This window comes from Aestuariivivens marinum (genome assembly GCF_022662175.1).
GTDB lineage: Bacteria > Bacteroidota > Bacteroidia > Flavobacteriales > Flavobacteriaceae > Aestuariivivens > Aestuariivivens marinum.
This window is the reverse complement of sequence record NZ_JAKMCR010000001.1, coordinates 1,288,007-1,311,109: the sequence shown is the minus strand read 5'-3', so window position 1 is coordinate 1,311,109 and position 23,103 is coordinate 1,288,007. Positions and strand designations below refer to the sequence as shown.

The window sequence follows — 23,103 nt, the reverse complement described above, 5'->3', positions numbered from 1 at the left end:
TTAGTTATATTTTCGTTTCATAAACCATCTATCGTTCAAAGATAAGCTTAATCTAAAATTAATGAAATCCTCTTGTATTAGATGACTGTTAGTTGTTCCACGTTTTCCAATTTCAACTCCAAAATTGGCATTGGAAAAATCACCAAACTCTCCAACAGGTAAACCTACCCCAAAAGATATGCCAAACTCTTTAATTGACTTATCCTTTATAAGTAATCCTGTTTTTTCAAAGCGCAATCCTGCTCTATACACCGTTCTTTTTAAGTAGCTCGTGGTATTATACTGTGGTATAAAAAACCCACCAATAGATATAGTGGACGCATCTTCGTACGATGCTAGCGTTGTGTTTTGGTAGAGCGGATTGTTAAATTCACTAGTTTTCTGTGACGTATATTCAGCTCCCATAAACCATTTTCTAGGTTCACCTATACCTGCTCCAAAAGAGAACTTAGAGGGCAAGGTAAGCTTTGTTTCCAACAAACCTAAAGCTTCCAAATCGGTCTCTATTTGACTTACTACAAACTCATCTCCATTAGAGTTTATTGTTATTGTTGAAAAAGAACGTTTATTTTGCGAGGTTAAATTACTTTTTGGTGTTAAGGTAAACCCTGAAACAAACTCTAATTTTTCGCTAAACATAGCTTTATAAGAAAGTCCCAAGTTGAAATTTAAACCACTTAGATCCGATCTGTTATTTTCCCGGGTTTGATATTGCAATGGCACATTTTGGTCATCGTACCTAAACTCTACTATGCTATTTTGAGTATTTCCGAAATTGTAGTGGGCATCAACTCCAATACTTAACTCTTTAGTAAATTGATAGCCAAATCCTAAAAACGCTTTATTAACCCCTCCTTGACCAGTAAACCTGTTTTCCAAACCACCATTAGCATTCAAAGCTTCCAACTTATAACCCACTGCAGTATATGGCAAAAGCCCAAATCCCATTCCAAATTTTCCAAGAGGCACAGATAATGCGATGTAATCGAATGTTGTAGACGACGCATTGCCTTTACTACTATCACTCTTTAAACTCATAGTAGAATAACTGCCTCCAACCGTAAATTTTACAGGTCTGCCTTCATTACCATACATCTCTAGATTACTTCCTGTATAAGAAGCTGGATTCCTAAGGTTAACATGAATACTATCTGTATATACACTCAGCCCACCCATACTTCTATTCTCAACAGTACCTTTAAATTTTAAACTACCAATACCATAAAATGAATATGGAGAAGCCGTACCTTCTTGAGAATAACTATGAATTGCAAAAACAGCAATAAAAACTACTACAAGTTTTTTTGTCATCAATTTGAATTAAATTGTAAAATATAATTTAGCCCCTCTAATAAAAAATTAGAGTTGGCAAATATGCTACTTTTTAATTGTTTAGACAAGAAATTAGCATCTCCACCTGTTAAAATTACTGTTAAATCCGAATATTTTTGTTTATACTCAGAAATTACACCTTCAATTTCATGTACAAGTCCATTCACAACACCAGAATGCATTGAAGATTTGGTGGAGTTTCCAATTATATTATCTGGCATTTGAGTATCGAGAAGTGGTAAATTAACCGTGAAATGATTAAGGGATTGATAACGCATTCTAATTCCGGGTGAAATAGCCCCTCCCAAATATTCCTTATTCGCTGTAACAAAATCGAAAGTCACACAAGTTCCAGCATCTATAATAAGCACATTACTCTTTGGAAACTTATGTACCGATGCACTCACCAATACCATCCTATCTACCCCTAAAGTCTTAGGGGTTTTGTAACAATTTTTAAAAGGCACTTTTGTTTTATGGTTAATTTCAAAAAGCTTAAACCTCTTTTTTAAAGCTTCTTTTTGTTCTGCGCTTAATCGTGCAACAGAAGACACCAAAACCTTTTTAATCTCAGGTTGTGTGCTTGCTATGGAACTAATTACATCCACAAATGCATTCAGCCTTATGGTTTCTTTATGCTGTAATTTATTTTTATTAAAAATAGCCAGCTTAACAAACGAATTTCCTACATCTATTACTAAATTCATGCCCAGGTGGATAAAGTGTAAAACTACAAAACAGTCCGAATTTAAATCTTAAATATCTCATAATTATTGGCAACAAGCTGTAAATAGTGTTTTTTTTAAATTTTCTTTTGGCAAATAATAAAAATGAATATATTTGCATCCGCTTTAGCGAGGTACCTTAGCTCAGTTGGTAGAGCAAAGGACTGAAAATCCTTGTGTCCCTGGTTCGATTCCTGGAGGTACCACTTAAAAACCCTGAAACAGTAATGTTTATAGGGTTTTTTGTTTTATACCAAATACTTAATAATTCTGTTTCTTTTTTTACCGTTAAATATTATTTTAGCAGTATTGCTATGAGGATAACCAGTAAAAATTACAAATCCAATTTTTATGAAAAAAATAGTTTATTCATTAATAACATTACTTATAATTAGCGCTTCCTGTAAAGAAAACAAACAACAACTCGAATTAATAACTGAAAAATTATATAAGAATCAACCTAATATAATTTTTATTTATGCTGACGATTTGGGTTATGGCGATGTAGGCGCATACGGAGCTACAGAAATAAAAACACCTAATATGGATAGATTAGCAAATGGAGGTGTTCGTTTTACCAATGGCTATGCATCTTCTGCAACATGTACCCCCAGTAGGTATGCTTTACTAACTGGAACTTATCCATGGCGAAATAAAAACGCCAAAATATTGCCGGGAACGGCACCACTTCTTATTGATACTGCACAAGTTACTATTCCTAAAATGTTAAAAGCTAATGGCTATCATACAGGCATTGTTGGAAAATGGCATTTAGGCTTAGGCAGCGGAAACCTTAATTGGAATAGCCATATCTCGCCAGGGCCCAATGAATTAGGCTTTGACTACAGTTATATTATGGCAGCCACCCAGGATAGGGTACCTACGGTTTATATAAAAAATGGTAAGGTTGACAATCTAGACCTTAGTGATCCTATTGAAATCAATTACAATAAAAATTTTGAAGACCAACCTACAGGTAAAGACAATCCAGAACTATTAAAAATGAAATGGCACCATGGCCACGATAACTCCATAGTAAATGGCATCTCCAGAATTGGCTTTATGAAGGGTGGAGCATCGGCGAAATGGGTCGATGAAGACATGGCAGACACCTTTCTAAAAGAAGCTCAAAACTATATTAAACGCCAAAAGCATAACCCTTTCTTCCTATATTATGCCTTACAGCAACCTCATGTACCCCGTACACCTCATGAAAGATTCGTAGGTTCATCTGGTATGGGACCACGCGGTGATGTTATTGTTGAAGCCGATTGGTGTATAGGAGAACTATTAAAAACCTTAGAAGAGGAAGGTTTAATGGATAACACACTTATTGTTTTTTCTAGTGATAATGGTCCAGTTTTAAACGATGGTTACTATGATGATGCCGTAGAAAAATTAGGCAACCATAAACCGGCTGGAGTATTACGTGGAGGCAAGTATAGCCTTTTTGAAGCTGGCACAAGAGTTCCTTTTATAACGTATTGGAAAGGACATATAGAACCAACGGTATCTGATGCCTTGATTTGTCAAATAGATCTATTATCGTCTTTAGCTGAATTAGTAGGCAGTGAAACTAGTGTAAAAGACAGCGAACAACTTTTAGATGTCCTTTTAGGAAAAAGTAAAAAGGGACGGGAGACTTTGGTTATTGAAGCCATTTCTAGAACAGCATTGAGAAAAGGCGATTGGGTAATGATACCTCCATATAAAGGCCCTGCCAAGATTAGGTCTGTAAATATTGAAATTGGTAACGCCAAAGAATTTCAGCTCTATAATTTAGCAGAGGATATAGGCCAAACCAATAACCTAGCCCAAAGTCATCCTGAAAAACTGGCTGAAATGGTAAAAACTTTCGAAACTATCATAGGAATGGATTTTTCAAATACAAAACAATAGAAACAAAACAATTGCATACAATCTTCATAAGCAACCTCACATAATTTCAATTTCAGTTACTAGGTCTGTACTTGATACTAAAGTTTGGTAAACCACACAATACCTTTCCGTTAATTTTAACAGTGTATCAATTCTGTCTTTGCTTTCGGAGGTGCTTAGCTGAAAATTTAAACGGATGTTCTTAAAACCAACTTTTGCTTCTTTATCAACACCAAGGGTTCCGCGAAAATCCAAATCACCTTCAGCCTTTACCCTACCACCAGACATGTCGAACTCTAACGCCGTGGCAACCGCACTAAGAGTAACACCCGCACAGGCAACCAATGCTTCAAGAAGTAAATCTCCCGAGCATGCTTGCATACCAGTTCCGCCAGTCGCGGGATGAAGTCCAGCTTCAACCATAGCTTTTCCAGTATCAACCTTACATGAAATTCCCTTGCCAATTTCACCACTGGCCCTTAAGGTAATTAATGCTGCACTGGAATTTTTACGATATTTTTCTTTTATGGGAGCTTGTATCTTTTTTAATTCTTCGGCTTTCATTTATATCTAAAAATTTTTATTTATTATTAAACTAAGATAGAAAATGTGCGTGAATTTTCATTATCCCTATTCCTTCTCCCAAAATGTTATTTTTTTCATAATTTCTACTATCGTTTTGACTTAGCTTAGGCTTTTCAAAGGATTTTTTAATAAAATTTTAGTAAAATTGCAACTCACTTAATCTAATTGAACAGCTAAAAACAATAACTAATGAGTAATTATCACATAAAACATTTAGAAGAATACTACCAAGTCTATAGAAAATCGGTTAGAGAACCAGAAAATTTTTGGGAAGAAGTAGCAGAAGAACATTTTATGTGGCATAAAAAATGGGATAATGTGTTAAGTTGGGATTTTACAAAACCAGAAATTAAATGGTTTGAAGGCGCACAATTAAACGTTACCGAAAACTGCCTTGACAGACATTTACCTACACGTGGAAACAAAACAGCCATTTTATTTGAACCAAACGACCCAAAAGAGGCCGCAGAACATATTACCTATAAGCAACTACACGAACGGGTTAACAAATTTGCAAATGTTTTAAAAAATCAAGGTGTAGAAAAAGGTGACAGGGTATGCATATACTTACCCATGATTCCTGAGTTAGCTGTAGCTGTTCTTGCATGTGCTAGAATTGGTGCAATACATTCTGTTGTTTTTGCTGGTTTTTCTTCTACAGCATTATCAACAAGAATTAATGACTGTGATTGCAAAATGGTGATTACTAGCGACGGTTCTTACCGTGGTGCAAAAACAATCGATTTAAAGGGTATTGTAGACGAAGCTTTGGAAAGTTGTCCGAATGTAAAAACAGTATTAGTTGCTAAGCGCATCCTTTCCAATATTAGTATAAAAGAAGGTAGAGACCAATGGTTACAGCCTCTTTTAGATGAAGCATCTACCACATGTGAGGCAGAAGTAATGAATGCCGAAGACCCATTATTCATTTTATATACTTCTGGATCAACAGGCAAGCCTAAAGGTATGGTACACACTACTGCGGGTTACATGGTTTATTCTGCCTACACCTTTAAAAATATATTTCAATATAGGGAAAATGATATTTATTGGTGTACTGCCGATATAGGTTGGATTACAGGGCACAGCTACATCGTCTATGGTCCTTTAGCCAATGGAGCCACAACCGTAATGTTTGAAGGTGTACCAAGTTATCCCGACTTTGGACGTTTTTGGGAAATTGTCGAAAAACATAAGATTAATCAGTTTTACACAGCCCCAACCGCTATTCGTGCATTGGCCAAACAAGGCCTTGAACTAGTTGAAAAATACGACCTTTCATCATTAAAAGTTTTAGGGTCAGTAGGTGAACCAATTAACGAAGAAGCTTGGCATTGGTACAATGATAATATTGGCAAAAAACAAAGTCCAATAGTGGACACTTGGTGGCAAACCGAAACTGGAGGCATAATGATTAGCCCTATTCCTTTTGTTACACCAACTAAACCAACCTATGCTACTTTGCCTTTTATAGGAATTCAACCTGCACTTATGGATGAAAATGGCAATGAGCTCAAAGGCAATCAAGTAAGCGGAAGATTGTGTGTTAAATTCCCTTGGCCCAGTATAGCCAGAACGATTTGGGGAGATCACCAACGTTATAAAGACACTTATTTTTCCGCATTCGAAAACAAATACTTCACCGGAGATGGTGCCTTAAGAGATGAAGTGGGTTATTATAGGATCACAGGACGGGTAGACGACGTTATTATTGTATCTGGCCATAATCTTGGTACTGCTCCTATTGAGGATGCCATTAACGAACACCCAGCTGTTGCAGAATCTGCCATTGTTGGTTTTCCACATGACATCAAAGGCAATGCACTTTATGGTTTTGTTATCTTAAAAGATGTTGGGGAAACAAGAGACCAAAACAACCTTAGAAAAGAGATTAATCAAATTATCACCGAACATATAGGACCAATAGCCAAATTGGACAAAATCCAATTTACCGTAGGTTTACCAAAAACACGCTCTGGTAAAATTATGAGACGCATTTTACGTAAAATTGCCCATAACGATATAAGTAATCTAGGGGACACCAGTACGTTGCTCAATCCTGAAGTAGTACAAAGTATTATTGATGGTGCAAATTCTGAAAGTACTAATTGATACTAAAACGTCAATTTTCGAAAAACAATGTTACCCTATTCATAATCGAATAGGGTATTTTTATATATAAACCATTTACCGTTCAACTAAAAAATAATGTTAAGTAATTAGGTTTTTTTCGACAACAAGGTTTAGATTTTTATCTTTAAACAAAATATTTTTATGCAAAAAACATATTATGACCCGGCTGATTTAAGAAAATTTGGAAAAATCACAGAATGGAATGAGGAACTTGGTGAAAAATTTTTTGATTATTACAACAGTGTTTTTGAAGAAGGGGCTTTAACCGCTCGTGAAAAATCGTTAATTGCTTTAGCCGTTGCCCATACCGAGCAATGTCCCTATTGTATAGATGCCTATACCAAAGACACCTTAGAACGGGGTGTAACTAAAGAAGAGATGATGGAAGCCATACACGTTGGTGCTGCCATTAAAAGCGGTGCCGCACTAGTTCATGGTGTACAAATGATGAATAAAGTAAATAAGTTAGACGGATAGTATTTATAGATTCAAATAGGTAATACGCTCTAATGATGCAGTATTCCTTTTTATCATATCGACTGTAATCGAGAGGCCTTTTAAAAAAAATGATAACAAAATCCCTTCACAAACGCAATAGCACATTAGCCAATAGTAAACGCCAACTGGAAATTTTATCCAATGGTATTTTCCAAAATGGTGAATTACCTACGTTTAAGAATAAAATTGGTGAAACTGGTCAATTCCCTTTGAAAGCGAAAAAACTTGAAATTCTTCAGATTAATTTGGGCTATATGTGCAATCAAGTTTGTGAACATTGCCATGTTGATGCGGGTCCAGACCGAAAGGAAATCATGGCCAAAGAAACCATGTTACAATGCTTGGAGGTTATAAAAAAAACTGGAGCACATACTTTAGATTTAACAGGTGGTGCCCCTGAGATGAATCCAAATTTTCGTTGGTTTGTTGAAGAAGCGGTAAAAGCAGGTATTAAGGATTTTATTGTTCGTTCCAACTTAACGATTATTCGTGCCAATAAGAAATACCATGATTTACCCGAGTTTTTCAAAAAGCACAACATCCATATAGTTAGCTCTATGCCACATTGGACACGAGGTAAAACCGACAAACAACGTGGAGATGGTGTTTTTGACGCTTCAATTGAAACTCTAAAAATGTTAAACAAAATAGGCTATGGCATGCCAGAAAATAACTTACGTTTAGATTTGGTGTACAATCCCTCGGGTGCATTTTTACCTGCCAATCAAAATGACTTGGAAAAAGATTTCAAAAAAGCACTATTAAAAGATTTTGATATTCATTTTCATAATTTATTCGCCATAACCAATTTACCTATTAGTAGATTTTTAGATTATTTAATTGCCTCGGAAAATTATGAAGACTACATGTATGCTTTAGTAGATGCCTATAATCCAGTTGCCTTGGAAAACGTGATGTGTACCAATACACTATCGGTTAGTTGGGATGGCTATTTATATGATTGTGACTTTAATCAAATGTTGGAATTACCTTTAAATAGCAAAGCAAAACATATTTCGGATTATAATGAGTTGTTACTTCAAGGCAGAGAAATAGTTGTTTTCCAACACTGTTACGGTTGTACGGCAGGTGCAGGAAGCAGTTGCCAAGGAACGGTCACCTAATTAATTTTGTATGCAGACAACTAATCACTTTTCACGCTATAGTCCATGTCAAAAAACAATGGGAAATCTCATAGTTTTGGTATTACTATTTGTATTCAAATGCCATTCCCAAGAGACACTTTCAGGGCTATTAAATACCTATAATAATAACAGCGTACCTTATATTTCGGTTCAAGAATTGGCCGCGTCCAAAACAAAAACAATAGTCCTTGATGCTAGGGAATCAAAAGAATTTGAAATCAGTCATATTAAAGATGCCATTCATGTAGGTTTCGATAGTTTTAATCTTAAAAATACAACCCAAAAATTTAATGAAAAGCAACTAGCTATTGTAGTCTACTGCTCATTAGGAGTCCGCTCTGAAGATATTGCCGAACAATTAAAAAAAGCAGGCTATAGTAACGTTAAAAACTTATACGGTGGTATTTTTGAATGGAAAAATAGCGGTTTCCCTGTATACGATATAAAAAATAAAGAAACCGATAGCATTCACACCTACTCGATAGAGTGGGGTAAATGGCTAAAAAAAGGCATTAAGGTATATGACTGAAAGCTTACTCATTGTTTTTGTAAAAAACCTAAAATTAGGTAAAGTAAAAACCAGGCTAGCCAAAACTATTGGCAATCGGGCTGCTTTTGAAGTTTATAATGAACTCGTTAATATTACTGAACAGGTTACACAAACTATTTCAATAGACAAACATATTTACTTTTCTGACGTGGTTATCGAAGACAAATGGTCAAATGAATTTAAAAATGTTCAAGTAGGTAAAGATTTAGGCGAACGCATGAAAAATGCCTTTAAAAAAGGATTTGAAAAAGGTTATGAACGCATTGTTTTAATAGGATCTGATTTACCTGATATTAGCGACAAAATAATTGAAGGTGGCATTAACGCACTAAACGAATTTGATGTTGTTTTCGGCCCTGCTAAAGATGGCGGCTATTACTTGATTGGTTTAACCAAAATGCATAATTTCATTTTTGAAAATAAACCTTGGAGCCAACAAAACTTATTGGAAGAAACACTAAAAGAATTGTGCTTACAAAATATTACATATTCTACTTTATTGACATTAAACGATATAGACAACATAGACGATTTATTGACATCAAACTTTTTCAAAGAAAACTTAAAATTACAAGAAAAACTAAAACAATTAAATGATTAAATATATAGAAGAAACCGTAGACTACCTTAAGGAAAAAGGTTTTGAAAACCCAGAAGTCGGTATTATTTTAGGTACTGGCCTTGGGCAACTCATTAATGAAATTACAATTATTAAAGAAATTAGTTATAACCATATTCCCAACTTTCCAACTGCAACAGTAGAATTCCATAAAGGCAAACTCATTTTTGGTGAGTTAGAAGACAAGAAAGTAGTGGTTATGCAAGGTCGTTTTCACCTTTACGAGGGTTATACTCTACAAGATGTTACCTTTCCCGTTCGCATTATGAAACAATTGGGTATAAAAACCCTATTGGTTTCGAACGCCGCAGGTGCTATAAACCTCAACTACAAAAAAGGAGAACTTATGCTTATTGAAGACCATATTAATCTGCAAGGTAGTTCACCCCTGGCCTTTAAAGGTGTTGACCAACTTGGCGAGCGCTTTACCGATATGAGTGCACCTTACGATACACAAATAAACGCTACATTCAAAACCATTGCCAAAAATTATAACATCACCTTACACGAAGGTGTTTATGCCAGCGTTGTCGGGCCACAACTGGAAACACGGGCCGAATACCGAATGCTAAAATTTATTGGTGCTGACGCCGTTGGCATGAGTACCGTACCAGAAATTATTGTGGCCAATCATTTAAAATTAAAAGCTGCGGCGGTGTCAGTTTTAACAGATGAATGCGACCCAGATAACCTTAAGCCCATAGATATTTCTGAAATCATTGCAATAGCAGGCAAAGCAGAACCCAATATGGTCATTTTATTTAAAGAACTAATAAAAAACATTTAAGAAATAAGACCTGTATACATAAGAGTCTGGGTGTGTTTTTAAAATCTTGATTCTTGCATCTTGTTTCTTTTGCCTAATGTCTAAAAAATAATATGAGTTACCTAGAAACGACACAAAATGTATATAAAGAAGCAGCACTCAGACCAAATATTGGACTGTGTTGTAGCACCAACCCTATTTGGGAACTCCCAGGATTAAAGATTCCTAAGATTATGCAGGAAATGAACTATGGTTGCGGTTCTACGGTTCATGCACGCGACTTAACTAACAACCCTAAAATTCTTTATGTAGGTGTAGGTGGTGGTATGGAGCTCTTGCAATTTTCTTATTTTTCTAGACAAAAAAATGGAGTTATTGGGGTGGATGTAGTTGATGAAATGCTGGTGGCTTCCAGCAGAAATTTCATTGAAGCCGAAGCTCAAAATGATTGGTTTAATTCAGATTTCGTGAACCTTCGCAAAGGTGATGCTCTCAACCTTCCTGTTGATGATGGCAGTATAGATGTAGCTGCTCAAAATTGTCTATTCAATATTTTTAAGGAAGACGATTTAAAAAAAGCAATAGCCGAAATGTATCGGGTTTTAAAGCCTCATGGCCGTTTGGTTATGAGCGATCCTACTTGCGAGCAACCTATGAACAATACGTTACGTAACGATGACCGTTTACGTGCTCTGTGCCTAAGTGGAAGTTTGCCCATCAAACAGTACATAAAATTGCTCACCGATACTGGTTTTGGCACTATTGAAATCAGGGCCAGAAAACCTTACCGCATATTAGACCCAAAGCATTACCCAACAGATGAGATGATCTATATAGAATCTATTGAAGTAGCTGCCATAAAAGACCCAATGCCCGAAGACGGCCCCTGTGTATTTACTGGGAAAGCTGCCATCTATTTTGGGGAAGATGATTATTTTGATGACAAAAAAGGACATGTTTTATTAAAAAACCAACCCTTGGCCATTTGCGATAAAACGGCAAGTACCTTAACTGCATTGAACAGGGATGATATTTTTATTAGCGATTCGACATTTCATTATGATGGTGGAGGCTGTTGTTAATTTTAACTAATTATTGGTTAATAGTCGTGTTATTAAGGCTTGTATTTGAAGCTCAATAATGACTAAAAATTCTTAGGTAATTCTACATAGATGAAGGTTATAAAATTACTTTTCATTGCAATGTTATTATGTGATTGTTCTGGCCCTAAGCGGACCATTGAAAACAACTCTATAGCGATTATCCAAAGAGATGTTAAAAATGATAGCGTTACTGTAACCGTTACAGCAGTTAAAGAGACATCTTCTGCTCCAAATACTATAGCTGCAAAAGAGACCAAGCCCATTGAGCAAGACAATGTTTCAAACGATGCTAAGGAAGCTTATTCTAAAAAGGAAGCATGCCCTGTTCATAACACTTGGGATGAGCTGTTAAAAAAACACGTTTCAGATACTGGAAACGTTAATTATAAAGGCATCAAAACCGATTGGAAGACACTTCAAGATTACATTGTGTATTTGGGGAATACGTTGCCCAAAGACACTTGGGCAAAAGAAGGCAAATTAGCCTATTGGATCAACGCTTATAATGCCATGACTATAGACCTCATCCTCAGGCATTATCCCCTTAAAAGTATTAAGGACATTAATGACCCCTGGAAACAAAGACATTGGAAATTAGGTGACAAATGGTATAATTTAGATGAGATTGAACATCAAATCTTACGAAAAATGGATGAGCCGCGTATACACTTTGCCATTGTTTGTGCCTCTTATTCCTGTCCTAATTTACTGAACGAAGCCTATATTGCTTCAAACTTGAACGAACAATTAACACTAGCAACAAAAGCATTTTTAAACGATCCAGAAAGAAATTCCATTTCAAAAAATCATTTAGAACTTTCAAAAATCTTCAAATGGTTTCCTGAAGATTTTAAGAAAAATGGAGGTTTAATTGATTTTTTAAATCAATATTCAGAAATTGAAATTTCAGAACAAGCCAAAATAAAATATAAAGATTATAATTGGGTACTTAATGAATAGAGCCTATGCAACATCAAATTTCAATTATAATTCCTGTTTTAAACGAAAAAGGGCATATTGGCAAACTACTTAAGCATTTGCAAACTGTTTCGTCTAGGGAAAACATATCTGAAATCATTGTTGTTGATGGGGGTAGCACTGATGGCTCTCAAGATATTGTAAAAGCAATGTCAGGTCTAACGCGGTTACTGAGCTTATTCGAAATGGAGTCGAGACCTCATAATGACCTCTCAACTTCGCTAGAAGTAACGTCGGTACTACTTTTAGAATCGACAAAAGGTCGTGCAAAACAAATGAACCTTGGTGCTAAATGGGCGTCAGGCTCTATATTTTATTTTTTACATGCCGATTCCTTTCCACCAAAACATTTTGACCAACTTATTATTTCCGAAGTTAAAAAAGGACATAATGCGGGCTGTTTTAGAATGCAATTCGACAGTACGCACTGGTGGTTAAAATTAGCCAGTTGGTTTACCAGATTCAATTGGAAATCTTGCAGAGGTGGTGATCAAAGTTTATTTATAACCCAATCGTTATTTCATTCTATAGGTGGCTACGACGAGCGTTACACTATTTATGAGGACAATATTTTAATTAAAGAACTATACACTAGAAAGCAATTTATTGTAATTAATAAAAAACTGAAATCCTCTGCTAGAATGTACCGAAAACATGGTGTTTGGAAACTGCAATACTATTATTGGCGTATCCATTTGAAGCAGTGGTTTGGTGCCGATGCCAATGCCCTGTATCGTTACTACAAAAGAAAAATCTGTTAATTTAGTTCTTATTTATTTCTTCCTTTTTCATTAGGGTATAGGCTCGGCAATGCATCGCTTTGAAAAACAGTTTTGGAATTAATATCTATCGCCGACAATCTTCCCGTAAAAGCTGCTCCAGTATCAATATTCCATACATTTATGGCATGCATTGGGACTTCCACACCATAATTAAGGGTAGGGGTATGACCAATATAAATTTCGCTATAATGCTTTAATCGGTTAGGATATATAGCGGAATTCGTTTCAATACGCTTATCCATGGTCAAGGCCATTTCCCAAAGCGTTCGGTCAAAATAAAATACGGCTTGGAACACTTCTTTTTCCACTCCATGCATTGAGGTAAAACCAGCGTGTAAAAATAAACGATTGGAATTGTCAATATAATAGGGATTCATATTTTCAAAAAATACTAAGTGCTCTTGCTTTTGATTTTTTGAAAAAGGGTCATAGCTTTCTATCGTTTCCTTTCCTCCATGCATATACCAAACTGGATCTACTGCCCCATTTCTTAACCACGCTTCACACCAAATATCATGGTTCCCTTTTATAAAAATGCAGTTGAATTTTTGCGACAATTCTATTAAAAATTGAATCACTTGCGCCGACTCGCTCCAACCATCAACATAATCACCCATAAAAATAAGACTGTCTCCGTCTTTAAGCTCCAACTTATTTAATAATTGGATTAAAGCCTTTAATCCCCCATGAATATCCCCAATAGCAAATGTTCGCATACTTGATTTTTCAATCAAAAATAAGCTATTATTTTAATAAATAGAAAACCTTAAATATAATCAATTGTTACTGGATACTCCTGTGAAAATTTGGGTTTCATCAATTTTAATTCACTAAATAATACTCAATCTTAATTTATAAAAATGTATGTCAACTTACACTTTTAAAAAACTTAAAAGTCTTAAGATTTTGAAAGTCCCTACACAACTAATCCAATTTAAAGTAATTCTCAATTATTGATCAAATTAAGTTTTTATCTTTAACTTCGACCTAATACATATAATTCAAAAAAGCATGGAGCACATTGTAATTATAGGAAATGGCATTTCGGGCATTACTGCTGCTCGTCATATTAGGAAATTATCTAATAAAAAAATAACTGTTATTTCTGCTGAAACCGATTATTTCTTTTCGCGTACTGCACTGATGTATGTATATATGGGTCATATGACATTTGAACACACCCAACCTTATGAAAATTGGTTTTGGAAGAAAAACAACATCAATCTTAAAAGAGGTTATGTAAAAACGATTGAAACCAAAAGCAATACACTACATTTTGAAAATGGCAATGACGTGTGTTACGACAAACTTATTATAGCCACAGGTAGTAAGCCTAATAAATTTGGCTGGCCAGGACAGGATTTAGATGGTGTAATGGGCCTATATCACAAACAGGATTTGGAAAACCTTGAAAAATACGCCCCAAATAACAGGGCTTGTAAAAGAGCTGTTATCGTTGGTGGCGGATTGATTGGTATTGAACTTGCCGAAATGCTTAACAGCAGAAACATTCCCGTTACGTTTTTAGTTCGGGAATCCAGTTTTTGGAACGGCATACTACCCGAAGGAGAAAGTGCTATGATAAACCGGCATATTAGAAACCACAATATTGACTTGCGATTAAGTTCCAATCTGAAAGAGATTAAGGCAGATAACAACGGAAAAGTAATGTCTGTCATTGTTGAGGAAACTCATGAGGAAATACCTTGTGATGTGGTTGGGTTAACCGCAGGTGTATCTCCTAATATTGATTTTTTAAAAGGCTCTGATATTGAAACGGGGAGGGGTGTAAAAGTGAATCGGTTTTTAGAAACAAATATTCCAAACGTTTATGCCATTGGTGATTGTGCTGAGCAACACGAACCAATAGGTAACCGAAAATCCATTGAAGCAGTTTGGTACACTGGACGCATGATGGGGGAAACTGTAGCACAAACCATTTGTGGCAACCGTATGCCTTACAATCCCGGCCATTGGTTTAATTCGGCCAAATTTATAGATATCGAGTACCAAACCTATGGTTGGGTATTTGCCAAACCTAAAAAAGAGGAAGCTCATTTCCATTGGAAGCATGAAGATGATACTAAATGTATTACAGTATGCTACAATACCAAAACAAATGAGTTTTTGGGAATCAATACATTTGGTATTCGTATGAGACATGAAGTTTTTAACAGATGGCTTTCCGAAAAAAGAAATGTTGATTACGTGATACAACATCTAGCTGAAGCCAATTTCGATCCCGAACTTTTTTACAGGTTTGAAAGTCAAATTTTAAAAACCTACACTAACCACCAACTTCAGTCCATATAGTTATGAATCAAAAACTAAATTATAGTATGTCTTTAGCAAAACCTGATGCTAACCATTTATCTTCAGTTCAAAAAATTGCTGTTTTATTAGGCATGATTGGTCTATTTATTTTAGTTCTTGCCCTCTTTAACACCCCCTCTTCTCAAAAAACCTTAATATTAACAGTCTCATTAAGCCTAATTACTATAGGAACAATTATTTTTTCTAGGGATGCTTATCTAAAAAAAATGAAAGGCATAAAAAATGATAGCATTTGGTTTAAATCTATTTCTTCTAGAGGCGTATTAGGCTGGTTAACGGGCATTGTACTTACTGGTTTTTATATTGTCCTTTATTTTTTTCCGAAATATTTAGGGTTAGGCTCTAATAACAATGAAAACACTGGGCTCATTGCTTTATTTGACCCCTTAAGCTATTTATTAAGTGGCAAACCAGCTAGTCAATGGTTTGTTTACGGCACACTTTATACGGTTGCTATTCTCATTTTTGGATATAAGTTTATATTGAAATACCGCCATAATCGTTACCAACAGTTGAGAACCATTTCGGTTATGTTTTTTCAATTGGGTTTTGCGTTTTTGATTCCAGAATTTATGGTAAGACTAAATGAAAGCCCTAATTATAATCTCCCTTATTACGACTTAAAAAGTATTTGGCCTTTAAACTATTATATTTTTGACAGTTGGTCCATTAATGGTTTTTTATCCTCAGGAACTTTAGGACTATCCCTTTTAATATTTGGAATATTATCCATTTTCGCTATATCACCCATACTCACCTATAAATTTGGAAAACGCTGGTATTGTTCTTGGGTTTGTGGTTGTGGTGCCCTAGCCGAAACTGCTGGAGATGCTTTTAGGCAGTTATCCTCCAAAAAATTAGTTGCCTGGAAAATTGAACGTTGGTTAATTCATAGTGTATTGGTGTTTTCAGTTATCATGACTACAGCGGTTATCTATACCTATTTAAGTAGCGATCCTAATAAATTTTGGTTAACAAGAAAAACTTTTCTATTAAGTGTTTTTGGCTTTTTAACAGTCTTGTTCATTACTGTTATGGTTTTTAAGCGTAAGGAACTAGGTAAAGATGCCCGCTATGGTGCTATAGGATATTTTGCCATTATTGTTTCATTATTCCTATTACATTATACAGGCACATCAGATCAAGTGTTTTTTATAAAATCAAGCAGTTTACGTTCAGTCTATGGTTTGTATATCGGTTCTATTTTCTCTGGAGTTATTGGCACAGGGTTCTACCCTATTTTAGGAAATCGAGTTTGGTGCCGATTTGGTTGCCCTATGGCTGCCATTTTAGGATTTCAACAACGTATGTTTTCTAAATTTAGGATCACTACTAATGGAGGCCAATGCATTTCCTGTGGCAACTGCTCTACCTACTGCGAAATGGGTATCGACGTCCGTTCTTATGCCCAAAAGGGTGAAAACATTGTGCGCTCCAGTTGTGTTGGTTGTGGTATTTGCAGTGCCGTTTGTCCGCGAGGAGTTTTAAAATTGGAAAATAACACTATAAAAGGACGTATCAATCAAAATGACATCCTTCTAGGAAATAATGTTGATTTAATGAATTTAGTACATGATTAATAAAAAGAATATTCTGTTATAAGCCCTATTATTAATGCATTTTTCTTCTTCATTCCAAAAGACTCTCATAAACATTAGCATGATAACACCTTTAAAATTAAGAGGATTGGACAGAAAACAACATACCAAACCTTAATTAAATAAACGTTAATGCTTCTAAATTCCTTAAATTAGTAGTTCCATATGAATTGTCTAGGTCTCTTTCTTTTTAAAGTATAATGCTGACTAAAAACAAAAATATCACTATTGCCGTTTTACCATTTCAAATTACGAGCAGTGACAATAGAATAAAACAACTCTTCTTGGGTTTTGTTGAAGATCTTATTACTCATTTTTCAAAGTTTATAGGGCTTTCCGTGATATCCTCATATTCAACATTAAGAATAAAGGACATATCAAACCAAAAAGAAATAAACAAACTGGGAGCCGATTTTCTTATTCATGGTACAGTTCGTAATCTAAAAAACACGCTTAGGATATCCATTCAACTTATAAAAGCCAAAGACCATAGTTTGGTTTATGGCAACCAGTACAATGAAACATTAGATTCACTATTGGAAACCCAGGACGATATAATACAGCAAATAGTTACCGTACTTCAGGAAAAAATTAATTATAATCTATTATCCCATTCATATAAAAAAAATGCAGTCGATTTGGCGGCCTATGAAAACTATATCATGGGTATGCACACCCTACAAAAAGGAACTGGGGACAACGATATTAAGGCACGTGAATACTTTAATGCCTCTTTAAAAATTAACCCTAATTACTCTTTGGCATATACAGGCCTGTCATTAAGTTACTTTAATTTTTGGTCCTGTCTTATTTGGGATCGTTGGGATATTAGTATGCAAGGTGCCCATAAATACGCTTTAAAAGCCATAGAACTTGATGCTAATGATTATATCGCTTTGGGTGTTTTGGGAAGAATATATGTTTATATGGGTGAATATGAAAAAGCCGAGCATTATTTAAGAAAATCGTTGCGGATGAACTCCAATGACTGTTCACACCTACTCAGGGTTGCTTTTTCCTTAATGTTTTTGGGTTATGCGGAAGAATCTATAAAACTATACCTGAAAGCCATTGAATTGAATCCGTTTCATAACAATCATTATTACGCACATGGTTCGAATTACTATTTGGCCGTTGGTGATTTTGAAACTGCTATTGTGCTAAGCAAAAAAACCAATTTTAATTGTTGGACAGATTTCCCTGCATTCATAGCTGCAGCTTATTTACAACTTAAAGATTACAGTAACATGTGGCGTTGCTGGGATATTTATTTATCTCAATTTAAAAATGCTGTTTATTCAGAAAAAAAAATGCTTGAAGAAGAGGCCTTAGAATGGCTTATGATTGTAAATCCATTTAAGGGATTCACCTATTTAGCCCCTTTAGTTGATTTTATAAAGTCTGAAAAGCGATTACTAAAAGCACCTTCGAAAACTTCAATTGACCACACACATAATTCGTTCCAATTAAAAGGAGATATTTGGGAAATGAGTTATTTAGGTTATTATGTAAACCTAAAAGATGCGAAAGGGTTTTACGATATCTACAAGCTAATAAGCCATCCTAAAAAAGAATTTCATTGCTTAGATCTTATGAATGCTAGTGTTGATGAGAGCAAATCAATTGAAGTTTTAGACCATAAAGCAAAACAAGCCTATCAAAAGCGATTAAAGGAACTTAAAGAAGATATTGCTGAAGCCGAAACCTTAAATCAAATTGAAAAAATTAATCCTCTTAGGGAAGAATATGATGCCATTCTTGATCATCTTTCACAATCTTTGGGTTTGTCTGGAAAAACCCGAAAAATAGGTTCTACTATTGAAAAGGCACGTTCGGCGGTAACCTGGCGCATTCGTAATTGTATCAAAAAAATAGAGCTTGTGCATCCAGATTTGGCAAAACACCTCTCTATATCCATAAAAACAGGTACTTACTGTTCCTACTCACCAGAAATCATAGTACATTGGACCTTATAAAAGAGGAACTTACCTCTTATTTTTAAAACTTACATCGTAAGGCAAAAACTTACGCCTTTAGAAGTAAGAACAAAACTATTAAAAACTATTATTATGCCAACACCATTAGAAATTTTATTGGACCCCATCTCATTAATTGCTTTAGCAATGTACTTTATTCTAATTATTTGGGAAGCTTTATTTCCGGCTAGAAGATTGCCTAAAGTTAAGAATTGGAAACTTAAAGGGCTTATTTCCTTTGGAGTGTATTTTTATTTATCGTCATACTTACCATTACTCACTGATCCATTTTTGTCTAAATACCAATTTTTTGATTTAACAAGCCTAGGGCACCTTGGCGGTGGTATTTTAGCAATCATATTATACGAATTCGGAGTATTTGTATGGCATAGAGCTATGCACAAGAATGATACTTTATGGCGTGTATTTCACCAAATGCACCATAGTGCAGAACGTATGGATACTTACGGAGCCTTCTACTTTAGTTTGTTCGATATGATTGGCTTTACGTTCCTAGGAAGTATTTGTTTGGCTCTATTAATTGGTGTCACACCACAGGCCGTTACTATAATGTTATTGGCTACCATGTTTTTGGGTATCTTTCAGCATACCAATATTAAAACTCCGCAATGGCTTGGCTATATTATTCAACGCCCAGAAAGCCACACAATTCACCATGCTAAAGGAATTCATAAACACAATTATTCCGATTTACCCATTTTCGATATCATTTTTGGATCCTTCAAAAATCCAAAAAACTACGAATACGAGACAGGGTTTTACGATGGAGCCTCTTCAAAAATCATTGAAATGCTCACGTTTCGTGATATAAATAAATCAAAACCTTAGAATTATGACTATTACTGAAATGCTAAATACATCTATCTTTTTAACCGATGGAGGTCTTGAAACCGATTTAATATTCAATAGAGGCATCGATTTACCCCATTTTGCCGCATTCACTTTGTTGGACCACCCAGAACATGAAAATACTCTAATTGAATATTATGATGATTACATTAGCATAGCCAAGAAACATCAAACGGGGTTTATCTTGGAAAGTGCAACATGGCGTGCGAATCCAGATTGGGGTTACAAGTTAGGTTATAACGCTACCGATTTAATTAAAATAAATCAAAAAGCAATCAAGCAACTCATTACTTTAAGAGACAAGCACAAGGATTCTATTGAAGGTTTTATAATCAGTGGTTGTGTTGGCACAAGAGGAGATGGTTATTCTGTTAATGAATCTATGACCACAGACGAGGCCCAAAAATACCATAGCTTTCAAATTGAAGCGTTAAAAGCAGGAGGTGCCGATATGATTTCGGCCATTACCATGACCTATAGTAACGAAGCTATTGGAATTACTAAAGCGGCAAAATTCTTTAATATCCCTGTAGTAATATCCTTTACTGTAGAAACCAATGGACATCTCCCTTCTGGCGAAACTCTAAAAAAGGCCATCTTAAAAACAGATGAAACTACAGGGAATTACCCCATTTACTATATGATTAATTGTGCCCATCCAACACACTTTATGACTGCTATTGAAAAAGATGAAATATGGAAATCGAGAATAAAAGGAATAAGGGCCAATGCCTCTTGTAAAAGTCATGAAGAACTAGATCAATCCACTAAAATTGATGTAGGAGATAAAGATGAACTGGGTAAACTTTATGCCCAACTTAAATCCCTCTTACCTAACTTAAATGTGTATGGTGGTTGTTGCGGCACAGATGCCTCACACTTAGCATCAATATGTGACCATACGCTGTAAGATTCCTCTATGTATAAAGCCTATACAATTCCAAATAAAAGAATATGCCGAGCATATTCTTTTATTTGGAAATTCTATTAGTTAGTCATTGTAAAATCGACTCAGGTTGTTGTACTTTTGTAATTCAATATTACTACATGACTAAAATTAACGTCATTATTCCTGCTTTTAATGAAGCAGATTCCATTTCCTATGTCATTAGGGATATTCCCGAAAAAATAGATGAAATTATTGTGGTAAACAATAATTCAACCGATAACACCGAAATTAACGCCAAACAAGCTGGTGCTACCGTGTTAACCGAAAACAGTAAAGGCTATGGCTATGCCTGTTTAAAAGGTATGGAATATGTTTCAAATAAAACAGAAAGACCAGATATTATTGTATTCCTCGATGGTGATTATAGTGATCATCCCGAAGAACTAACCAAAATAGTAGCTCCCATTATTGATAACAACATCGATTTTGTAATTGGTGCACGGGTTAAAAGACTACGTGAACCTGGCGCTATGACTGTTCCTCAAATATTGGGCAATTGGCTTGCCACAACTTTAATGAAACTCTTTTTTGGAGCAAGATTTACTGATTTGGGTCCATTTAGAGCCATTAAATACCATAAGCTTTTGGAATTAAACATGGAAGATAAAACTTATGGTTGGACTATAGAAATGCAATTAAAAGCTTTAAAAAAAAATCTTACATACACCGAAATACCAGTAAATTATAGAAATAGAATTGGTGTTTCAAAAGTTTCTGGTACAATAAAAGGTGCTATATTTGCAGGTGTAAAAATATTGGGTTGGATATTTAAATACAGCTTTAACAAATGATTCTAGAAACAACTGTAATAGTTATATATTCTATTGCGCTTTTGCTGATATTTCTATATGCTTTAGCGCAGCTTAATTTGTTAATCAATTATTTATCCTCAAAAAAAGAGGAAGTAGATTGTGAAACGTTCGATCTTTCTAACCCAGATGAAATTCCGTATGTAACTATACAGCTTCCAGTATATAATGAAATGTATGTTATGGAGCGTTTATTGGATAATATAGTAGAAATTGATTATCCAAATAACAAACTTGAAATTCAGGTGCTTGACGACTCCACCGATGAAACGGTTGAAAACACTCGTGCACATATTGAAAAACTTCAAGCTACAGGAATAGATATTCAGCATATTACCCGAACCAACAGAATAGGATTTAAAGCAGGCGCCCTGAAAGAAGGCCTTAAAATTGCCAAGGGTGAATTTATAGCTATTTTTGATTCCGATTTTTTACCAAAAAAAGATTGGCTTAAGCAAACCATACCTTATTTTAAGGATAAAAATATTGGTGTAGTGCAGACCCGATGGGGGCACATAAATAGAAACTACTCGATACTTACTAGAATTCAAGCTTTTGCATTAGATGCCCATTTTACTTTAGAACAAGTAGGAAGAAACAGTAAAGGACATTTTATAAACTTTAATGGTACAGCAGGTGTTTGGAGAAAAACGTGTATTTTAGATGCAGGTAATTGGGAAGGTGACACCTTAACTGAAGATTTGGATTTAAGTTACCGTGCCCAACTAAAAAACTGGAAGTTTAAATATCTTGAAGATGTGCAAACCCCTGCAGAGCTCCCTATAGTTATTAGTGCTGCCCGTTCCCAACAGTTTAGATGGAATAAAGGAGGTGCTGAAAACTTCAGAAAAATGCTTTGGCGGGTTTTAAAAAATCCGAACATTTCGACAAAAACCAAGGTGCACGGCCTACTTCATTTATTAAATAGCACCATGTTTTTAAACATATTCATTGTTGGTGTTTTAAGTATCCCTATGCTATATATAAAGAATGAATACGCTCACCTTAAGCCTTATTTTTTTGCAATGAGCTTTTTTGTAATTAGTACAGTTATATTCTTTATTTGTTATTGGTATATGTACAAAAACATATATGGAAACGGCTTAAAAAATTTTATGGGATATATAGGGATGTTTTTTGTGTTCTTTTCAATAGCCATGGGCTTTTCGCTACACAATTCCATAGCTGTTATAGAAGGCCATTTGGGAAAGAAAAGTGAATTTGTGCGTACTCCAAAATTTAACATAAGCAGGTTTAAAGACAACTGGAAAAACAACAAATATATTAAAGGAGCCATATCTAAGCATGTCGTTTTTGAAGGTTTGCTTATGCTCTATTTTGGTTTTGGAATGTATAGTGCCTTTATTGTTGGCAATCAAGGTGGAGATTTTGGATTGTTCCCTTTTCACCTTATGTTGTTTATAGGCTTTGGTTATGTGTTTTTTAAATCTATAACTTCAAAAGTTTAATCCA

At 35.0% G+C, this 23,103-nt stretch carries 21 protein-coding genes and 1 tRNA gene; 18 read left to right on the top strand and 4 right to left on the bottom strand.

The features are described from left to right. Together MR053_RS05630 and MR053_RS05625 are read right to left on the bottom strand one after the other, a co-directional pair. The gene (locus MR053_RS05630) at window positions 1–1,311 is read right to left on the bottom strand and encodes a hypothetical protein (protein WP_242131459.1); all 1,311 of its coding nucleotides are present in this window, start codon (window positions 1,309–1,311) and stop codon (window positions 1–3) included. Beyond that, window positions 1,311–2,039: a type III pantothenate kinase gene (locus MR053_RS05625; protein WP_242131458.1), complete on the bottom strand. Its 729-nt coding sequence runs from the start codon at window positions 2,037–2,039 to the stop codon at window positions 1,311–1,313. Before MR053_RS05625 ends, MR053_RS05630 begins: the two co-directional genes overlap by 1 nt. A 151-nt stretch (window positions 2,040–2,190) precedes the next feature. Here MR053_RS05625 and MR053_RS05620 point away from each other — a divergent pair. Both MR053_RS05620 and MR053_RS05615 read left to right on the top strand, forming a co-directional pair. Next, window positions 2,191–2,263 (top strand) — tRNA-Phe (locus tag MR053_RS05620). A 145-nt stretch (window positions 2,264–2,408) separates the two neighbouring features. Then, window positions 2,409–3,956, top strand: coding sequence for a sulfatase family protein (locus MR053_RS05615; RefSeq protein ID WP_242131457.1), 1,548 nt, complete (start codon window positions 2,409–2,411; stop codon window positions 3,954–3,956). A gap of 36 nt (window positions 3,957–3,992) precedes the next feature. On the opposite strand, the gene MR053_RS05610 is transcribed toward MR053_RS05615, so the two are convergent. Continuing rightward, window positions 3,993–4,499, bottom strand: coding sequence for an OsmC family protein (locus tag MR053_RS05610; protein WP_242131456.1), 507 nt, complete (start codon window positions 4,497–4,499; stop codon window positions 3,993–3,995). Window positions 4,500–4,709: 210 nt separating this feature from the next. Here MR053_RS05610 and acs point away from each other — a divergent pair, with 210 nt between their 5' ends. The 9 genes from acs (at window position 4,710) to MR053_RS05565 (ending at window position 13,073) form a co-directional block, all read left to right on the top strand. Beyond that, window positions 4,710–6,632 (top strand): acetate--CoA ligase, encoded by a 1,923-nt coding sequence (acs, locus tag MR053_RS05605; RefSeq protein WP_242131455.1) that lies wholly within the window; start codon window positions 4,710–4,712, stop codon window positions 6,630–6,632. 162 nt (window positions 6,633–6,794) lie between these two features. Continuing rightward, window positions 6,795–7,130, top strand: coding sequence for an arsenosugar biosynthesis-associated peroxidase-like protein (locus tag MR053_RS05600; RefSeq protein WP_242131454.1), 336 nt, complete (start codon window positions 6,795–6,797; stop codon window positions 7,128–7,130). A gap of 89 nt (window positions 7,131–7,219) precedes the next feature. Next, on the top strand, window positions 7,220–8,275 hold the full coding sequence (gene arsS, locus MR053_RS05595) for an arsenosugar biosynthesis radical SAM (seleno)protein ArsS (RefSeq protein WP_242131453.1): 1,056 nt from the start codon (window positions 7,220–7,222) through the stop codon (window positions 8,273–8,275). Between the two features lie 58 nt (window positions 8,276–8,333). Further along, the gene (locus MR053_RS05590; RefSeq protein WP_242131452.1) at window positions 8,334–8,825 is read left to right on the top strand and encodes a rhodanese-like domain-containing protein; all 492 of its coding nucleotides are present in this window, start codon (window positions 8,334–8,336) and stop codon (window positions 8,823–8,825) included. Then, a complete protein-coding gene (locus MR053_RS05585; protein ID WP_242131451.1) occupies window positions 8,818–9,447 on the top strand; it encodes a TIGR04282 family arsenosugar biosynthesis glycosyltransferase in 630 nt (209 codons plus the stop codon). The genes MR053_RS05590 and MR053_RS05585 overlap by 8 nt, the downstream gene beginning before the upstream one ends. Next, on the top strand, window positions 9,440–10,252 hold the full coding sequence (locus MR053_RS05580) for a purine-nucleoside phosphorylase (protein WP_242131450.1): 813 nt from the start codon (window positions 9,440–9,442) through the stop codon (window positions 10,250–10,252). Before MR053_RS05585 ends, MR053_RS05580 begins: the two co-directional genes overlap by 8 nt. A gap of 92 nt (window positions 10,253–10,344) precedes the next feature. Next, the gene (arsM, locus tag MR053_RS05575) at window positions 10,345–11,313 is read left to right on the top strand and encodes an arsenosugar biosynthesis arsenite methyltransferase ArsM (RefSeq protein ID WP_242131449.1); all 969 of its coding nucleotides are present in this window, start codon (window positions 10,345–10,347) and stop codon (window positions 11,311–11,313) included. 90 nt (window positions 11,314–11,403) lie between these two features. Further along, complete coding sequence (locus tag MR053_RS05570) at window positions 11,404–12,294, top strand: DUF547 domain-containing protein (RefSeq protein ID WP_242131448.1); 891 nt, start codon at window positions 11,404–11,406, stop codon at window positions 12,292–12,294. Between the two features lie 5 nt (window positions 12,295–12,299). After that, a complete protein-coding gene (locus tag MR053_RS05565; protein ID WP_242131447.1) occupies window positions 12,300–13,073 on the top strand; it encodes a TIGR04283 family arsenosugar biosynthesis glycosyltransferase in 774 nt (257 codons plus the stop codon). Window positions 13,074–13,081: 8 nt separating this feature from the next. Here MR053_RS05565 and MR053_RS05560 read toward each other — a convergent pair whose 3' ends face one another. Continuing rightward, window positions 13,082–13,810: a metallophosphoesterase family protein gene (locus tag MR053_RS05560; protein WP_223550575.1), complete on the bottom strand. Its 729-nt coding sequence runs from the start codon at window positions 13,808–13,810 to the stop codon at window positions 13,082–13,084. A 295-nt stretch (window positions 13,811–14,105) separates the two neighbouring features. On the opposite strand from MR053_RS05560, the gene MR053_RS05555 reads away from it, so the two are divergent. From MR053_RS05555 to MR053_RS05525, 7 genes are all read left to right on the top strand, one after another. After that, window positions 14,106–15,407 carry an NAD(P)/FAD-dependent oxidoreductase gene (locus MR053_RS05555; RefSeq protein ID WP_242131446.1) on the top strand — a complete coding sequence of 434 codons (1,302 nt, stop codon included), beginning with the start codon at window positions 14,106–14,108 and terminating at the stop codon, window positions 15,405–15,407. Between the two features lie 2 nt (window positions 15,408–15,409). Further along, window positions 15,410–17,008: a 4Fe-4S binding protein gene (locus MR053_RS05550; protein ID WP_242131445.1), complete on the top strand. Its 1,599-nt coding sequence runs from the start codon at window positions 15,410–15,412 to the stop codon at window positions 17,006–17,008. Window positions 17,009–17,226: 218 nt separating this feature from the next. Further along, complete coding sequence (locus MR053_RS05545; protein WP_242131444.1) at window positions 17,227–19,002, top strand: tetratricopeptide repeat protein; 1,776 nt, start codon at window positions 17,227–17,229, stop codon at window positions 19,000–19,002. A gap of 93 nt (window positions 19,003–19,095) precedes the next feature. Then, window positions 19,096–19,851, top strand: a complete 756-nt coding sequence (locus MR053_RS05540) for a sterol desaturase family protein (protein WP_242131443.1) — start codon at window positions 19,096–19,098, stop codon at window positions 19,849–19,851. A gap of 4 nt (window positions 19,852–19,855) precedes the next feature. Further along, on the top strand, window positions 19,856–20,782 hold the full coding sequence (locus tag MR053_RS05535; protein WP_242131442.1) for a homocysteine S-methyltransferase family protein: 927 nt from the start codon (window positions 19,856–19,858) through the stop codon (window positions 20,780–20,782). A 137-nt stretch (window positions 20,783–20,919) separates the two neighbouring features. Then, window positions 20,920–21,612, top strand: a complete 693-nt coding sequence (locus MR053_RS05530; protein WP_242131441.1) for a glycosyltransferase family 2 protein — start codon at window positions 20,920–20,922, stop codon at window positions 21,610–21,612. Further along, window positions 21,609–23,099: a cellulose synthase family protein gene (locus MR053_RS05525; RefSeq protein ID WP_242131440.1), complete on the top strand. Its 1,491-nt coding sequence runs from the start codon at window positions 21,609–21,611 to the stop codon at window positions 23,097–23,099. Before MR053_RS05530 ends, MR053_RS05525 begins: the two co-directional genes overlap by 4 nt. Window positions 23,100–23,103 lie beyond the last annotated feature (4 nt).

Bases quoted from the DNA above. Each gene is read 5' to 3' on its own strand.
- MR053_RS05630 (WP_242131459.1), bottom strand. From the start codon at position 1,311: ATGACAAAAAAACTTGTAGTAGTTTTTATTGCTGTTTTTGCAATTCAT.
- MR053_RS05625 (WP_242131458.1), bottom strand. From the start codon at position 2,039: ATGAATTTAGTAATAGATGTAGGAAATTCGTTTGTTAAGCTGGCTATT.
- MR053_RS05615 (WP_242131457.1), top strand. From the start codon at position 2,409: ATGAAAAAAATAGTTTATTCATTAATAACATTACTTATAATTAGCGCT.
- MR053_RS05610 (WP_242131456.1), bottom strand. From the start codon at position 4,499: ATGAAAGCCGAAGAATTAAAAAAGATACAAGCTCCCATAAAAGAAAAA.
- acs (WP_242131455.1), top strand. From the start codon at position 4,710: ATGAGTAATTATCACATAAAACATTTAGAAGAATACTACCAAGTCTAT.
- MR053_RS05600 (WP_242131454.1), top strand. From the start codon at position 6,795: ATGCAAAAAACATATTATGACCCGGCTGATTTAAGAAAATTTGGAAAA.
- arsS (WP_242131453.1), top strand. From the start codon at position 7,220: ATGATAACAAAATCCCTTCACAAACGCAATAGCACATTAGCCAATAGT.
- MR053_RS05590 (WP_242131452.1), top strand. From the start codon at position 8,334: ATGGGAAATCTCATAGTTTTGGTATTACTATTTGTATTCAAATGCCAT.
- MR053_RS05585 (WP_242131451.1), top strand. From the start codon at position 8,818: ATGACTGAAAGCTTACTCATTGTTTTTGTAAAAAACCTAAAATTAGGT.
- MR053_RS05580 (WP_242131450.1), top strand. From the start codon at position 9,440: ATGATTAAATATATAGAAGAAACCGTAGACTACCTTAAGGAAAAAGGT.
- arsM (WP_242131449.1), top strand. From the start codon at position 10,345: ATGAGTTACCTAGAAACGACACAAAATGTATATAAAGAAGCAGCACTC.
- MR053_RS05570 (WP_242131448.1), top strand. From the start codon at position 11,404: ATGAAGGTTATAAAATTACTTTTCATTGCAATGTTATTATGTGATTGT.
- MR053_RS05565 (WP_242131447.1), top strand. From the start codon at position 12,300: ATGCAACATCAAATTTCAATTATAATTCCTGTTTTAAACGAAAAAGGG.
- MR053_RS05560 (WP_223550575.1), bottom strand. From the start codon at position 13,810: ATGCGAACATTTGCTATTGGGGATATTCATGGGGGATTAAAGGCTTTA.
- MR053_RS05555 (WP_242131446.1), top strand. From the start codon at position 14,106: ATGGAGCACATTGTAATTATAGGAAATGGCATTTCGGGCATTACTGCT.
- MR053_RS05550 (WP_242131445.1), top strand. From the start codon at position 15,410: ATGAATCAAAAACTAAATTATAGTATGTCTTTAGCAAAACCTGATGCT.
- MR053_RS05545 (WP_242131444.1), top strand. From the start codon at position 17,227: ATGCTGACTAAAAACAAAAATATCACTATTGCCGTTTTACCATTTCAA.
- MR053_RS05540 (WP_242131443.1), top strand. From the start codon at position 19,096: ATGCCAACACCATTAGAAATTTTATTGGACCCCATCTCATTAATTGCT.
- MR053_RS05535 (WP_242131442.1), top strand. From the start codon at position 19,856: ATGACTATTACTGAAATGCTAAATACATCTATCTTTTTAACCGATGGA.
- MR053_RS05530 (WP_242131441.1), top strand. From the start codon at position 20,920: ATGACTAAAATTAACGTCATTATTCCTGCTTTTAATGAAGCAGATTCC.
- MR053_RS05525 (WP_242131440.1), top strand. From the start codon at position 21,609: ATGATTCTAGAAACAACTGTAATAGTTATATATTCTATTGCGCTTTTG.